Below are 15,699 nucleotides of genomic sequence, written 5' to 3'. Positions count from 1 at the left end.
ATCTAGCTCCGTACTCTCCACGAAAGGTTCCGGGACCGGCCATGGCGCTCACGCTCTACGTCGACACCGCGCGCTGGCGGGCACACCACAAGCAGGTGCTCGAGCAGTTTCCGGGGCTCGTCCCCGTCTGCAAGGGCAACGGCTACGGATTCGGCCACGAACGGCTCGCGGAAGAGGCGACCCGCTTCGGCACCGACGTCCTCGCCGTCGGCACCACGTACGAGGCCGCCCGGATCAAGGACTGGTTCAGCGGTGACCTGCTGGTCCTGACGCCGTTCCGGCGCGGCGAGGAGCCTGTTCCGCTGCCCGACCGCGTCATCCGCTCCGTCTCCTCCGTCGACGGCGTGCACGGCCTCGTCGGTGCCCGCGTCGTCATCGAGGTCATGTCCTCGATGAAGCGGCACGGCGTCACCGAGCAGGACCTGCCGCAGCTCGCGCACGCCATACAGGACGTGCGTCTCGAGGGCTTCGCGATCCACCTGCCGCTCGACCGCACCGACGGCACGGACGCCGTCGAGGAGGTCATCGGCTGGATGGACCGGCTGCGCGCGGCCCGCCTTCCGCTGCACACCATGTTCGTGAGCCACCTGAAGGCCGACGAACTGGCGCGCCTGCAGCAGCAGTTCCCGCAGACCCGCTTCCGCGCGCGGATCGGTACGCGGCTGTGGCTGGGCGACCACGAGGCGACCGAGTACCGCGGCGCCGTCCTGGACGTCACGCGCGTCGCGAAGGGCGACCGGTTCGGCTACCGCCAGCAGAAGGCCCCCTCCGACGGCTGGCTGGTGGTCGTGGCGGGCGGTACGTCGCACGGTGTGGGCCTGGAGGCCCCGAAGGCCGTGCACGGCGTCATGCCGCGTGCCAAGGGCGTCGCACGGGCCGGCCTGGCAACGGTGAACCGGAACCTGGCGCCGTTCGTCTGGTCGGGCAAGCAGCGCTGGTTCGCCGAGCCGCCGCACATGCAGGTGTCGATCCTGTTCGTGCCGTCCGACGCCCCCGAGCCGCAGGTCGGCGAGGAACTGGTGGCCCACCTCCGGCACACCACCACGCAGTTCGACCGGATCGTGGATCGTTGACCACTGAACACGCCTCTACGTAGGGCGTGCCTGGTCCAGGTAGGACACTGGTCTACGTAGGACATACGAAAAGCGGGTCGTGCGCCTTGAGGTGCCCGACCCGCTTTTCGTTGCCTTCAACGAGCGCGTTCGCTCAGAGTGAACTCTCCGGGGCCCGGCCCCAGTCGACCGCCGCCGGCCCTTCCGCGGTACGAGCGGCGTGCCGGTGCCGCCTCGGACGAGCCGCCTGCCCCAGCACGAAGACGTCCTTGGCGCCTTCCAGGACACCGCCCGTGGGGTCGTCCTCGCCGGAGCGGCGCACCACGTCCCGGTCGGGCAGCCAGATGTCCCGCACGATGACCGCGCAGATGTAGAGCGTGCCCAACAGGTGTGCCGCGATGACCAGTTGGTATCCGTCCTCGGGCAGTCCCTGGTGCTTGTCACCGCTCGTCGTGTACGCGAGGTACAGCCAGATCCCCAGGAAGTACGCGACCTCGCACGCCTGCCAGATCAGGAAGTCCCGCCACTTGGGGCGCGCGAGCGCGGCGAGCGGGATCAGCCACAGGACGTACTGCGGCGAGTAGACCTTGTTGGTGAGGATGAAGGCCGCGACCACCAGGAACGCGAGCTGTGAGAAGCGCGGCCTACGGGGGGCGGTGAGCGTCAGCGCCGCGACGCCGAGACAGGCGAGCACCATCAGCGTCGTGGCCAGGGTGTTGACGACGTTGGTGTCGAGGGGCGTGTCCCGGTGCTGGGAGATGATCAGCCAGAAGGAGCCGAAGTCGACTCCGCGCTCCTGGCTGAACGTGTAGAACTTCGACCAGCCCTCGGGCGCCAGCATCATCACCGGCAGGTTCACGGCCAGCCACGAGACGGCGACGCCCAGGCCCGCCCTGCCGAACTCCCGCCACTTTCCGGCCCGCCAGCACAGCACGAAGAGCGGCCCGAGCAGCAGCACCGGGTACAGCTTGGCGGCCGTCGCAAGCCCGAGCAGCACACCGAAGGCGAAAGCCCTGCCCCGCGACCACATCAGCATCGCGGCCGCCGTGAGCGCCACCGCGAAGAGGTCCCAATTGATGGTGGCGGTCAGCGCGAAAGCGGGCGCCAGAGCGACCAGCAGGGCGTCCCAGGGGCGCCTGCGGTGGGTGCGGGTGACGCACACGGCGATCACCGCCGCGCAGATCATCAGTATCCCGGCGTTGACCATCCAGTAGACCTGCTCCTGGTGCTGGATGGAGCCGCTGCCCGGCGTCAGCCACGCGGCGACCTCCATGAACACACCGGTGAGCACCGGGTATTCGAGGTAGTCCATGTCGCCGGAGAGCTTGTCGAAGTACGGCACGAGGCCATCGGCGAAGCCGCGTCCCTGGTAGAGGTGCGGGATGTCCGAGTAACAGGCGTGTGTGTACTGGGAGCTGGCGCCGTAGAACCAGGAACCGTCGTAGCAGGGGAACTTCTGGACCATGCCGAGCGCGAACATGCCGAGCATGACCAGTGCGATCACCCGCGCGGGCGTCCACCAGGAGCCCCCGAGCAGGGCGCGTCGCCCGATGGGCCCGCCGATGAACTCGGCTCCGGTGGCCGCGACCTCGTCCTCTCTGGTCGGCCGTACCTGCTCCGGTTCCGGCTGCTGCGGGTTCGTGCTCGTCGTCTCTGCACTGGGCATGCGGCACATCCTGCCGTACGAGCCTGAGAACGGGGCGAGGGCCGCCACACCCGATGGGTGTGACGGCCCTCGACTGCCGTGGAACACGCTGTGTTTCACGTGAAACACGGTGCGTTGAGGCAGGGTCGGCTAACTGTCGGGGCCTCCGAAGATGCCACCGCCGTTTCCATTGCCCGGGCCTCCGGTGTCGTCGGTACTTCCGTCGCTCGGTGTCGACGAGGCTCCACCGTCGGTCGCGCCTCCGGTGTCCGTCTCCCCGGTGCCCCCATCATCTTCGTTCTTGCAGGCCCAGTCCCAGTCGCTGCACGTCTCCGAGGGCGTCGGGGACGGCGACGTGCTCTCGCTGGTCGACGGGGACGGCGGGGCGGTCTCCGACGGGGTTGCCGTGACCGACGGGGTCGGCGTGGGACTCGGGGTCGCGCCCACGAGCGATCCGATGGGCTCCGGCGTCGGGAACGGCTCGTTCGGCTGGCCCTTCAGGGCCTGCGCCATGTAGTCGTGCCAGATCTCGGACGGGAACGACGCACCGTGGATCTTCTCCTGACCACCGGTTCCGTACATCTCGAGGAACTTGCGGTCCTTGGACTTCTCGTTGTCGTCCATCCGGTACATCGTGATCGCGGTGGACAGCTGCTTGGTGTAGCCCACGAACCAGGCGGACTTGTTGCCGTCGGTGGTACCGGTCTTGCCGGCCACGTCGCGGCCCGGCAGTCGCGCCGCCGTACCCGTGCCCTTGTCGACGACGGTCTTGAGGACGTCGGTCACGTTGTCCGCGACCTTCGTGTCGAAGGCGCGCACCGGCTTGGGATCGTGCCGGTAGACGGTCTCGCCCTCACGGTCGACGGACTTCACCGAGTACGGATCGTTCTGCTGACCGCTGGTCGCGAACGTGCCGTACGCGCCCGCCATGCGGATCGCGCTCGGGTCGGAGGTACCGAGGGAGAACGAGGGGTAGTTGGAGTCGGCGAAGCTGTCGTCCAGGATGCCGGCGCCCTTCGCCGCGGCCCGCACCTTGTTCAGACCCACGTCCATGCCCAGCTGCACATAGGCCGAGTTCACGGACTCGCGCATGGCCTCGCGCAGATCGATCTGATAGCTCGGCCGGTTGTACGACTGCTTACCGTCGTTGGTCTGGTTCCACTGCTTGCCCTTCTCGTTCGTCCAGATGTCCCCCTTCCAGTCCTTGATCTTGAGCCCGTTCTTGCCGCTGTACAGGCTCTTGGGGGAGGCGATCGTGCGCTGGCTCGCGTCCTGGACTTCGGGCCCCTCCGGGTTCCTGACTCCGTACTTGAAGGCAGCCGCGAGAACGAAGGGCTTGAAGGTCGAGCCGACCTGGGCGCCGGTGACGTCGGCGTTGTTGGTGAAGTGCTTGGTGGCGTCCTCACCGCCGTAGATGGCCTCGATCGCGCCGGACTTGGGGCTGACGGAGGCACCACCGAACTGGACGTGCCGGTCCACGTACTTCCCGTTGACCTTGCGGTTCTTCTGAAGGTTCTCCTTGCGGACCTTCTTCACGGCGTTCTCGAGCTTCTTCACCTTGTTCTTGTTGAACGTGGTGTGAATCTCGTAGCCGCCCTTCTGCAGGTCGTCCTCGGTGATGTCGCCCTTGCTGTTCTTGACGGCGTTCGCCTTGGCGAGGTCGACGAGATAGCCGGTCTGGCCGCCGAGCTGCGCGTTGGCGCGCGGGCTCTCCAGCTTGGGGAAGCTCTTGAACTGGGCGCGCTGGCTCTGGCTCAGCCGCCCGTCCTTGACCTCTTCGCCGAGGATCCACGACCAGCGCTTCGTGGCACGCTCACGGTTCTTCTGCGGCGTCGCGTTGACCGGGTCGATGCCGGGCGAGCCCGCCGGGTCGTAGTACGTGGAGCCCTTGAGCACTGACGCGAGGAAGGCGGTCTGGCTCGCGTTGAGCTTCGTGGCGTCCTCGTCGAAGTAGGTGCGCGCCGCGGCCTGGATGCCGTAGGCGCCGCGACCGTAGTACGCCGAGTTCAGATAGCCGGCCATGACGTCGTCCTTCTCGACCGTCCGACCGACCTTTATGGAGACGAACAGCTCCTTGAGCTTTCGGCCCACCGTCTGGGACTGGTCGTCCAGCATCGCGTTCTTCACGTACTGCTGGGTGATGGTCGAGCCGCCCTGCGTCTCGCCGCCCTTGGCCATGTTGAACACGGCACGGGCGATACCCATCGGGTCGACGCCCTTGTCCGTCTCGAACGTCTTGTTCTCCGCCGACATGACGGCGTAGCGCATGGACTTCGGGATGTCCTCGTACTTGATGATCTGCCGGTTGGTCTCGCCACCGGTGGCGACCATCTGCGTGTCGTCGGACCAGTAGTAGACGTTGTTCTGCGCCGTCGCCGTCTTGGCCGGGTCGGGCACACCCACCAGCGCGTACGCGAGGCCGGCCGCGACCATCATGCTGCCGAACAGACCGACGCACATGCCGGTCACCAGGCGCCAGGAGGGCACCCAGCGGCGCCAGCCGTACTTGTACGCGCGCGGGTAGTCGACGAACCTCTTCTTCTCCGGGCCGCCGCGCCCCGCGCCGTACGGACCGCCGGGACCGCCACCGCCGGGTCCGCCGCCACCTCGGCGTCCGCCACCGCCGCCTCCGGCGCCATCGGCCGACCTGCGTCGACCGCCGCGCTGGGCCGCCTTACGGGCTTCTGCGCGACCGCCCCAGGGGCGTTCCTCCTCCGGGCTCCCTTGCGCGCCCGTTGAGCCCGTTGAACTCGGGGGGTCATAGGAAGCGGAGGACGAGGCGGAACCTCCACGCGGTGCCGCGCGGCGGCCCGATGGTGATCCGAATGCTCCGCGACGGGCCGCGGCGCGCCCACCGCCCTGCGGCTGCGGCGGTTTGCGACGGTGCTCGCTCATCGAACGACTACTCCTCGGGCAGGCGCGGGGTCACGCGCCTGGAAACGGCGTCTGGTTTCCGGTCCCCCCGGAGTACGGATGCGCCCCTCTCGGCACTCACCCGCACTACACCGGGGACGACGACGCCCACAGGCGTCACTTGGTTCCCGGTGGTCTGCATGGCGGACAGACTACGCACCGTCAAAACCCTCCTAGGGCCGAACTTCACCCCAAATCAGGCAACTCGATTCCTACGAATCAGTGATGTGACGCCGTTCACCGTGATCGCACTTGCCGCAGCCGAAGAGCAGTTCTATCGTCGGGATGTATCGAGTCGATACATCAGCTCGACATAAAGAGTCGATACAAGGGCCCGCGGCAGAGGAGGAGGCGACGATGAGCCGACGCTCCGGCATCCTCGAGTTCGCCGTACTCGGACTGCTCCGCGAGTCCCCGATGCACGGCTACGAGCTGCGCAAGCGACTCAACACTTCACTCGGAATCTTCCGCGCCTTCAGCTACGGGACGCTGTACCCCTGCCTCAAGACGCTGGTCGCCAACGGCTGGTTGATCGAGGAATCGGGTTCAGGACCCGACGACACCCCCGCGGCTCCACTCGCAGGGCGTCGCGCCAAGATCGTCTATCGGTTGACGGCGGAAGGTAAGGAGCACTTCGAGGACCTGCTCTCGCAGACCGGCCCCGATGCATACGAGGACGAGCACTTCGCCGCGCGCTTCGCCTTCTTCGGGCAGACGTCGCGGGACGTGCGCATGCGCGTCCTCGAGGGCCGTCGCAGCCGTCTGGAGGAGCGCCTCGAGAAGATGCGCATCTCCTTCGCCCGCACCCGCGAGCGCTTGGACGACTACACGCTCGAACTGCAGCGGCACGGCATGGAGTCCGTGGAGCGCGAAGTGCGCTGGCTGAACGAGCTCATCGAGAGCGAGCGCGCGGGCCGTGACCAACGTGGCTCCGGCCCCGGGGGCGCGGCTCAGCAGGACACATCTGGAGAGACGGGCGGCCTGCCCCGGCACCGGGACAGCACCCGGCCGGATCCGTCCGACGACACCGCCACGTGAAGCCCGGTCAGGGCTTCACCGAGTACACACAGGGAGCAACCGGAATGGGTTCGGTTCGCGTAGCCATCGTCGGCGTGGGCAACTGCGCCGCCTCGCTGGTGCAGGGCGTCGAGTTCTACAGGGACGCCGACCCGGAGACCAAGGTCCCGGGCCTGATGCACGTACAGTTCGGCGACTACCACGTCGGTGACGTCGAGTTCGTCGCCGCGTTCGACGTCGACGCGAAGAAGGTCGGCCTGGACCTCTCGGACGCCATCGGCGCGTCCGAGAACAACACCATCAAGATCGCCGACGTGCCGAACAAGGGCGTCGAGGTCCAGCGTGGCCACACGCTCGACGGCCTGGGCCGCTACTACCGCGAGACGATCGAGGAGTCCTCCGAGGCCCCGGTCGACATCGTCCAGATCCTCAAGGACAAGCAGGTCGACGTTCTCGTCTGCTACCTGCCCGTCGGCTCCGACGATGCGGCGAAGTTCTACGCCCAGTGCGCCATCGACGCCAAGGTCGCGTTCGTCAACGCCCTCCCGGTCTTCATCGCCGGCACCAAGGAGTGGGCGGACAAGTTCACCGAGGCCGGCGTCCCGATCGTCGGTGACGACATCAAGTCGCAGGTCGGCGCGACCATCACGCACCGCGTGATGGCGAAGCTGTTCGAGGACCGCGGTGTCCGTCTTGAGCGCACCATGCAGCTCAACGTCGGCGGCAACATGGACTTCAAGAACATGCTGGAGCGCGACCGCCTCGAGTCGAAGAAGATCTCGAAGACGCAGGCCGTCACTTCGCAGATCCGCGACCGCGAGCTGGGCGAGAACAACGTTCACATCGGCCCGTCCGACTACGTCGCGTGGCTCGACGACCGCAAGTGGGCGTACGTCCGCCTCGAGGGCCGTGCCTTCGGTGAGGTCCCGCTGAACCTGGAGTACAAGCTCGAGGTCTGGGACTCCCCGAACTCGGCGGGTGTCATCATCGACGCCCTGCGTGCCGCGAAGATCGCCAAGGACCGCGGCATCGGCGGCCCGATCCTCTCCGCGTCCTCGTACTTCATGAAGTCCCCGCCGGTGCAGTACTTCGACGACGAGGCCTACGCCAACGTCGAGAAGTTCATCAAGGGCGAGGTCGAGCGCTGACCTTGTCCTGAAGGACGGTCCGGGTGTTCCACGTGAAACGCCCACCTCCTGAAGGCTGTTGAGGCCCCCGGCTCGCACACATGGTGCGCGCCGGGGGCCCGCCTCATATGTGAGGCTGTGCCCCATGTCTGTCGTCCGTGACCTGCGCGTACTGCTGCGCCTGCACGATTTTCGGCGTCTGTTGACGTTGCGGCTGCTCTCCCAGGGCGCGGACGGCGTGTACCAGGTGGCGCTCGCCACCTACGTGGTGTTCTCGCCGGAGAAGCAGACCTCGCCCGCCGCGATCGCGTCGGCAATGGCCGTACTGCTGCTCCCGTACTCCCTTGTGGGCCCGTTCGCGGGCGTCCTCCTCGACCGTTGGCGACGCCGTCAGGTCTTCCTCTACGGCAACCTGCTGCGGGTGCTGCTCGCCTCCGTGACGGCCGCTCTCATGCTGAGCCACACCCCGGACTGGCTCTTCTACGCGTCCGCGCTCTGCGTCACCGCGGTCAACCGCTTCGTCCTGTCCGGGCTCTCGGCCGCGCTGCCCCGTGTCGTGGACGCGGAGCGCCTCGTCATGGCCAACTCCATCTCACCGACCGCGGGGACACTCGCGGCAACGTTGGGCGGCGGCCTCGCCTTCGGCGTGCGCCTGATCGCCGCCGACTCGGATGCAGCGGTGGTGCTCATCGGGGCGTTGCTCTACCTGTGTGCCGCACTCGCTTCCCTGCGCATGGACGTACAACTCCTCGGCCCCGATCCGGAGTTGATTCAGCCGCGCCTGGGGGCGGCACTGACCGGCACCGCCCGGGACCTCTCGGCCGGCGTCCGGCACCTCGTCTCGCGTTCGTCCGCCGCGCGCGCCCTTGCCGCGATGACGGTGATGCGGTTCTGCTACGGCGCCCTGCTCGTCATGGTTCTCATGCTGTGCCGGTACGCATGGTCATCCACGGAGTCCGAAGGCCTGGCCCTGCTCGGCCTCGCCATGGGCGTCTCGGGGGCCGGATTCTTCGTCGCGGCGGCCATCACCCCGGCAGCCGTGGGGCGGTTCGGCGCGGCCGGGTGGATCGCCCTCTGCGCCGGCACCGCATCCGTACTGGAACTCGCCCTGGGTCTCACCTTCGAACCCGCGCCGATCGTGGTGGCTGCGTTCGTCCTGGGCCTGACCACACAGGCCGCGAAGATCGCCACCGACACGGTCGTGCAGTCCTCCATCGACGACGGCTTCCGCGGCCGGATCTTCTCCGTCTACGACGTGCTGGTCAACGTGTCCTTCGTCGGCGCGGCCGGAGTGGCCGCGCTGATGCTGCCGCCGGACGGCCGCTCGGTCCCCCTCGTGGTCCTGGTGTCGGTCCTCTACGGAGCGACCGCTCTGACCCTGCGCGGGCGGCGGCGTTTCACGTGAAACATCGCTCCCCAAATATGCGTAGGGCTCTGTAGATACGCGTAGGGCTCTGTTTCACGTGAAACAGAGCCCTACGCGTTCCGCACGTCTCAGTCCTGCGAGCGGTCGGCCCACCATTCCTTGAGCGCCGACACTGCCGCGTCGTACTCCATCGGACCGTTCTCGAGGCGCAGCTCCAGCAGGAACTTGTACGCCTGCCCGATCACCGGTCCCGGGCTGACGCCGAGGATCTCCATGATCTGGTTTCCGTCGAGGTCGGGCCGGATCGAGTCCAGCTCCTCCTGCTCTTGAAGCCGCTCGATGCGCTCCTCAAGGCCGTCGTACGCACGCGAAAGCGCGTTGGCCTTCCTCTTGTTGCGCGTCGTGCAGTCGGAACGGGTCAGCTTGTGCAGCCGACCGAGGAGCGGCCCCGCGTCCCGTACGTAGCGACGTACGGCGGAATCCGTCCACTCGCCGGTGCCGTAGCCGTGGAAGCGCAGGTGCAGCTCGACGAGGCGCGAGACGTCCTTCACCAATTCATTGGAGTACTTGAGCGCGGTCATGCGCTTCTTCGTCATCTTGGCGCCGACCACCTCGTGGTGGTGGAAGGAGACGCGGCCGTCCTTCTCGAAGCGGCGGGTGCGCGGCTTCCCGATGTCGTGGAGCAGCGCGGCGAGGCGCAGCGTCAGATCGGGGCCGTCGGTCTCCAACGCCATCGCCTGCTCGAGCACGATCAGCGTGTGGTCGTAGACATCCTTGTGCCTGTGGTGCTCATCACGCTCCAGGCGCAGAGCGGGCAGCTCGGGCAGTACGGAATCGGCCAGACCGGTCTCGACGAGCAGCGTCAGGCCCTTGCGCGGGTGCGCGGAGAGAATCAGCTTGTTGAGCTCGTCACGTACGCGCTCCGCGGAGACGATCTCGATGCGGCCTGCCATGGCCTTCATGGCGGCGACGACCTCAGGGGCGACCTCGAAGTCGAGCTGAGCGGCGAACCGGGCGGCCCGCATCATCCGCAGCGGGTCGTCGGAGAAGGAGTCCTCCGGGGTGCCGGGCGTACGCAGCACCCGCTCGGACAGGTCACTGATGCCGCCGTGCGGATCGATGAATTCCTTCTCGGGGAGCGCCACGGCCATCGCGTTGACGGTGAAGTCCCGGCGGACCAGGTCCTCTTCGATGGAGTCGCCGTACGACACCTCGGGCTTGCGGGAGGTGCGGTCGTACGCCTCCGAGCGGTAGGTCGTGACCTCGATCTGAAAGCGATGATCAGCGTCTCCGACGCGGGCATCCTTCTGGCAACCGACGGTGCCGAACGCGATCCCGACCTCCCACACCGCGTCGGCCCAGGGACGAACGATCTTCAATACGTCCTCGGGGCGGGCGTCAGTGGTGAAGTCCAGGTCGTTGCCGAGCCGGCCGAGCAGTGCGTCCCGCACCGAACCACCGACCAGGGCGAGGGAGAACCCGGCCTCCTGGAATCGACGGGCGAGATCGTCTGCGACAGGCGAGACCCGCAGCAGTTCGCTGACCGCACGGTGCTGCACCTGGCTCAGGGTGCTGGGGGTGTCTTCATTGGCGTTCGGCACAACAGGACAGGGTACGTGGCCCGGGCGGCCCGGGCCGAAACTTGTTTGCCGGGCCCGCGACAGGAGCACATCGGCGGCCCCCCTACTCTTGCCCCCACGATCAAGCCGGGCAGACCGTGGCACTCAGCCACAGTGCTCCTCGTTACCATGCGTGGACACATCTGCGACCACCGACGACGACGAGGGACGGACGACCACGTGGCCGAGGCGGCAGACTTCCCAACGGTGAGTCCCTCACCTGCACGGCGACTGCTGCGGCGCACCGGGGCCCTGCTCGCGGCTGCGCCGCTCCTGGCGTCGCTGCCGCTGCTGCCTGCCGCGGCCCCCGCCGGCGCCGCCACCCCGGCCACCGCCGCCTCGAGCGCGACAGGGACCAGCACGGTCGACGTGGCCGTGAACTCCCTGTCGCCCAGCGCGCCGACGGACGGCGACACCGTGACGGTCAGCGGCACGGTGACGAACAAGGGCAAGCGGACGGTCACCGGCGCCCACGTGGGCCTGCGGGTCGGCACGTCCTACAGCGGCCGCACGGCCGTCGACGAGGCCGCGAAGAACGGCACGGGCGGCGCCGCGGACGGCAACGAGCTCTCCCGCAAGTACGGCAAGAAGTTCGCCAAGCTGGCGCCCGGCGTCGCGCAGAACTTCACGCTGTCCGTCCCCGTCAAGGCACTGCACCTCGGCGCCGACGGCGTCTACCAGCTCAGCGTCGCACTGAAGGGACAGACCGCCGCGCAGCCGTACCAGCAGACGCTCGGCATCCAGCGGACCTTCCTGCCCTGGCAGCCGAGCAGCGCCGATACGAGCACGAAGACGACGGCCCTGTGGCCGCTGATCTCCGATTCCCATCTCACCGCGGAGACGGGCGCGAACGAACAGCAGACGCCGGTCTTCGACGACAACGACCTGGCGAAGCAGATCGGTCCGGGCGGCCGCCTCCAGCAGATGCTGGCCCTCGGCAGCGAACTCGACGTGACCTGGGTGATCGACCCCGACCTGCTGGCTTCGGTCGACGCCATGACGGAGCCGTACAAGGTCAAGGGTCCCGGCGGAAAGCTCAGGTCGGGCAAGAACCAGGCGGACGCCAAGCAGTGGCTGAGCGACCTGGAGACCGCGGTGCAGAGCCAGAAGGTGGTCACGCTTCCGTTCGCCGACCCGGATCTCGCGTCGCTCGCGCACACGGGCACAAAGGTCACCGGCTCCCTCAGCCACCTGAAGGACGCCACGGACGCCGCCAACCTGACCGTGCAGACGATCCTGCACACCAAGCCGGACACGTCGTACGCATGGCCCGCGGAAGGCGCCGTCGACCGCGACATCGTCAAGGTCGCCACGTCCGCGGGCGCCGACAAGATCATCGCGCGCAGCGACCACTTCCCGGAGACCGGAGGGCTGGCGTACACGCCGTCCGCCGCCCGCCCGATCGGCGGTGGCGCCTCGGCCGTGGTCGCCGACGGCCGACTGTCGACCGCTTTCCAGGGCGACATGACGGGCGCCGAGAGCTCCACGCTCGCCGTGCAGAAGTTCCTCGCTCAGTCCCTGATGCTCAACAAGCAGACGCGCAAGCAGCGCAGCGTCGTCGTGGCCCCTCAGCGCATGCCCACCGCGAGCCAGGCCCAGACCATGGCCAAGGCGCTGCACGCACTGCAGGACGGCACCTGGTCGCAGCCCCAGACCTTGTCGGCCGCCGCGAAGGCGAAGCCCGACTCGGCCGCCACCACGCGTGTCCCGCATGCGTACCCCTCGTCGCTGCGCAAGCAGGAGCTGCCGCAGTCGGCCTTCGAGCAGATCCAGGCGACCCAGCGCGACCTCGAGAACTTCAAGGTCGTCCTCACCGACCAGTCCCGCGTGGTGACGCCGTTCGGCCGCGCGATGGACCGGGAGATGTCCACGTCGTGGCGTACGGAGTCGGACACTTCGGGGAACTTCCGCGACGGCGTCTCCTCGTATCTGTCGGGCCTCACCGAACAGGTGGCGCTGATCGACAAGTCCGAGGTGAAGCTCTCCGGGCGCAGCGCGACGATCCCGGTGTCGGTGCAGAACAACCTGTGGCAGGACGTCGACCACCTGACGCTGCGCCTCACCTCGGGCAACGGCACCCGCCTCAAGATCGGCGACGCCGCCTTCCAGGACCAGGAAGTGAAGATCGCCAGCGGGCACAGCCAGTCCGTGAAGTTCACGACCACGGCCAAGGCGACGGGCCCGATCACGGTGCATGCCCAGCTGTACACCAAGGACGGTGCGCCCTACGGCAAGCCGCTCGCCTTCAAGGTCGACGTCACCGAGGTCACCCCGACCGTGATGCTCGTCATCGCCGGCGGTGTCCTGCTGCTCGTCCTGGCCGGATACCGGATGTACCAGCAGCGCAAGCGTGCCGTCGCCGCGCAGCCCGACGAGGACGCCCCTGAGGGCGACTCCGTGGCCGCGGACGACGACAAGGGCGACGAGCCGGACGGCGCCCCGACCGACCCCGCACGGGCAGACGTTCCGCAGCAGCCGAGTGACCCGACGGCTGACACCGCTCCGGAAAGCACGGAGGCGTCGGGCACGAGTGAGAGAGTGGACCGTTGAGCGATGTCGGGGCCGCTGGGCCGGGGACGATGAGGTGGGGTAACCATGAACGCGCCGTACGACGGTGAGCGTGGCCACGGCTCGGGCGGCTCTGCCTCGGGCGATGGCCGGCCGTACGCCGGTTCACCACAGCCCGAGGGGCAGGTGCCGCCGCCGCAGCCTGCTCCCGACGCGTATCCGCAGGACGCGTACCTTCAGGACGCGTACGAGCAGGATCCGTACCGGGCGCACGACCTGACCGCCCAGGACCCGGTGACCGAGGCGTTGTACGACCGCGCCGCGCATCCTCCGCCGCCCCCGGGCACGCAGCAGGCGCAGCAGCCCTTGTACGCGCCGCCGCCCGCGCAGCAGTACCAGCCCGACCCCCGCGTGTGGGCGCAGACGCCCGCGCCGGAGCCGGCGGGCCCCACACAGCACCTGCCGTACGGCGACGACGCCCGTACGACGCAATTCGTGGGCGTCGACGACCTGGTGACGCACTCCGCGGAGGAGAGCCACGAGCCGGACGCCTTCGCGCACCTGTACCGCGACCAGCAGCCCGGCCACAGCGGTGGCCGCCCGCCGGCCGAGCCCGTCGACAACCCGACCACACAGCTCGGTCCTCCGCAGCCCCCGCCGCCACCGGCCGCCACCCCCGCACCGGCGCCCGCGGCGAAGAAGGGCGGCCGCGCCTCCAGCATCATGAAGTCGAGCGCGGTGATGGCGGCGGGCACGCTGGTCTCCCGCCTCACCGGCTTCGTCCGCACCATGGTGATCACCGCGGCGCTGGGCGCCGGACTGCTGGGTGACACCTGGTCCGTCGCGTACACACTGCCGACGATGATCTACATCCTCACCGTCGGCGGCGGCCTGAACTCGGTGTTCGTGCCGCAGCTGGTGCGCGCGATGAAGGAGGACGAGGACGGCGGCGAGGCCTTCGCCAACCGCCTGCTCACGCTGGTCATGGTGGCCCTCGCCGCCATCACGGCAGTCGTCGTCTTCGCGGCACCCCTGCTGATCCACCTGATGTCGAACACGGTCGCCAACGACTCGGACGCCAACAGCGTCGGCGTCGCCTTCGCCCGCTACTGCCTGCCCACGATCTTCTTCATGGGCATCCACGTGGTGATGGGCCAGATCCTGAACGCACGCGGGAAGTTCGGCGCGATGATGTGGACCCCGGTCCTCAACAACATCGTCATGATCTTCACGTTCGGCACGTTCATCTGGGTCTACGGGACCGCGGCCGAATCGCAGATGGGCGTCACGACGATCCCCGACGAGGGCATCCGCCTCCTCGGCATCGGCACCCTGCTGGGCCTCGTCGTGCAGTCCCTCGCGATGATCCCGTACCTGCGCGAGACCGGCTTCCGATTCCGTCTGCGCTTCGACTGGAAGGGCCACGGACTCGGCAGGGCCGTGAAGCTCGCCAAGTGGACCGTCCTGTTCGTCCTCGCCAACCAGGCGGGCGTGCTGGTCGTCACCCAGCTCGCCACCGCGGCGGGCGAGGCGTCCCCGGTCGACGGCACCGGCATCATGGGCTACTCGAACGCCCAGCTGATCTGGGGCATGCCGCAGGCGATCATCACCGTCTCCGTCATGGCCGCCCTGCTGCCGCGCATCTCGCGCTCCGCCCACGACGGCGACCCGGGCGCGGTCCGCGACGACATCTCCTCCGGCCTGCGCACCTCGGCCGTGGCGATCGTGCCGATCTCGTTCATGTTCGTGGCGCTCGGCGTCCCGATGTGCACCCTGCTCTTCGGTTCCAGCGGTGTCGAGGCCGCCCAGTCCATGGGCTACATCCTCATGGCGTTCGGTATCGGCCTCATTCCGTACTCCGTGCAGTACGTCGTGCTGCGTGGCTTCTACGCGTACGAGGACACTCGGACGCCCTTCTACAACACGGTCATCGTCGCCGCGGTCAACGCCGCCGCCTCGGGCATCTGCTACCTGATCCTGCCCGCCCAGTGGGCCGTCGTCGGCATGGCACTCTCGTACGGCATCGCATACGCGATCGGCGTCGGCGTGGCCTGGCGGCGACTGCGCAACCGGCTCGGCGGCGACCTGGACGGCGCGCACGTCGTCCGTACCTACGCCCGGCTCTGCCTCGCGGCGCTGCCGGCGACGGTCGTCGGTGGCGGAATCGGGTACGCGGTCACGCAAGCACTGGGCCACGGTGTGCTCGGCTCCATCGCGGCGCTGGTCGTGGGCAGTGCGGCACTGCTCGGAGTCTTCTACGTGGCAGCCCGCAAGATGAGGATCGAGGAACTGAATTCGCTGGTCGGCATGGTCCGCGGTCGTCTCGGCCGCTGAGTCGGCCGGAACTGTGTGCAACCATCGGCGGCCATCGCGTGTCGTGCATAGCGCCGGACTGTGGGCACAATTGGCTTTGGCGTCGGAGTGAGTGCAACGGATGGGGAGGCAGGAGCGA

At 68.3% G+C, this 15,699-nt stretch carries 9 protein-coding genes; 6 read left to right on the top strand and 3 right to left on the bottom strand.

Going from position 1 to position 15,699, the window contains the following annotated elements:
- The first annotated feature begins 41 nt into the window (after positions 1 to 41).
- Complete coding sequence (locus OHA73_RS22560) at positions 42 to 1,073, top strand: alanine racemase (protein ID WP_266712009.1); 1,032 nt, start codon at positions 42 to 44, stop codon at positions 1,071 to 1,073.
- Positions 1,074 to 1,206: 133 nt separating this feature from the next.
- Here the strand turns inward: OHA73_RS22560 and OHA73_RS22555 are convergent, their stop codons facing one another.
- Together OHA73_RS22555 and OHA73_RS22550 are read right to left on the bottom strand one after the other, a co-directional pair.
- Positions 1,207 to 2,718, bottom strand: a complete 1,512-nt coding sequence (locus tag OHA73_RS22555; RefSeq protein WP_327655947.1) for a glycosyltransferase family 87 protein — start codon at positions 2,716 to 2,718, stop codon at positions 1,207 to 1,209.
- Positions 2,719 to 2,847: 129 nt separating this feature from the next.
- On the bottom strand, positions 2,848 to 5,592 hold the full coding sequence (locus tag OHA73_RS22550) for a transglycosylase domain-containing protein (protein WP_327655946.1): 2,745 nt from the start codon (positions 5,590 to 5,592) through the stop codon (positions 2,848 to 2,850).
- A 375-nt stretch (positions 5,593 to 5,967) separates the two neighbouring features.
- On the opposite strand from OHA73_RS22550, the gene OHA73_RS22545 reads away from it, so the two are divergent.
- The 3 genes from OHA73_RS22545 (at position 5,968) to OHA73_RS22535 (ending at position 9,159) form a co-directional block, all read left to right on the top strand.
- Positions 5,968 to 6,648, top strand: coding sequence for a PadR family transcriptional regulator (locus OHA73_RS22545; protein WP_266712003.1), 681 nt, complete (start codon positions 5,968 to 5,970; stop codon positions 6,646 to 6,648).
- 44 nt (positions 6,649 to 6,692) lie between these two features.
- A complete protein-coding gene (locus tag OHA73_RS22540) occupies positions 6,693 to 7,775 on the top strand; it encodes an inositol-3-phosphate synthase (protein ID WP_266712002.1) in 1,083 nt (360 codons plus the stop codon).
- 124 nt (positions 7,776 to 7,899) lie between these two features.
- On the top strand, positions 7,900 to 9,159 hold the full coding sequence (locus tag OHA73_RS22535) for an MFS transporter (protein ID WP_327655945.1): 1,260 nt from the start codon (positions 7,900 to 7,902) through the stop codon (positions 9,157 to 9,159).
- Positions 9,160 to 9,248: 89 nt separating this feature from the next.
- On the opposite strand, the gene OHA73_RS22530 is transcribed toward OHA73_RS22535, so the two are convergent.
- Complete coding sequence (locus OHA73_RS22530) at positions 9,249 to 10,721, bottom strand: CCA tRNA nucleotidyltransferase (RefSeq protein ID WP_327655944.1); 1,473 nt, start codon at positions 10,719 to 10,721, stop codon at positions 9,249 to 9,251.
- A 198-nt stretch (positions 10,722 to 10,919) separates the two neighbouring features.
- On the opposite strand from OHA73_RS22530, the gene OHA73_RS22525 reads away from it, so the two are divergent.
- On the top strand, positions 10,920 to 13,289 hold the full coding sequence (locus OHA73_RS22525) for a DUF6049 family protein (RefSeq protein WP_327655943.1): 2,370 nt from the start codon (positions 10,920 to 10,922) through the stop codon (positions 13,287 to 13,289).
- Positions 13,290 to 13,334: 45 nt separating this feature from the next.
- Complete coding sequence (gene murJ / locus OHA73_RS22520; RefSeq protein WP_266711994.1) at positions 13,335 to 15,581, top strand: murein biosynthesis integral membrane protein MurJ; 2,247 nt, start codon at positions 13,335 to 13,337, stop codon at positions 15,579 to 15,581.
- The last annotated feature ends 118 nt before the right edge of the window (positions 15,582 to 15,699 follow it).

Origin of the sequence: Streptomyces sp. NBC_00483, assembly GCF_036013745.1 — a bacterium.
In the GTDB taxonomy this organism is placed as follows: domain Bacteria; phylum Actinomycetota; class Actinomycetes; order Streptomycetales; family Streptomycetaceae; genus Streptomyces.
This window is presented reverse-complemented; position numbering and strand designations above follow the sequence as displayed.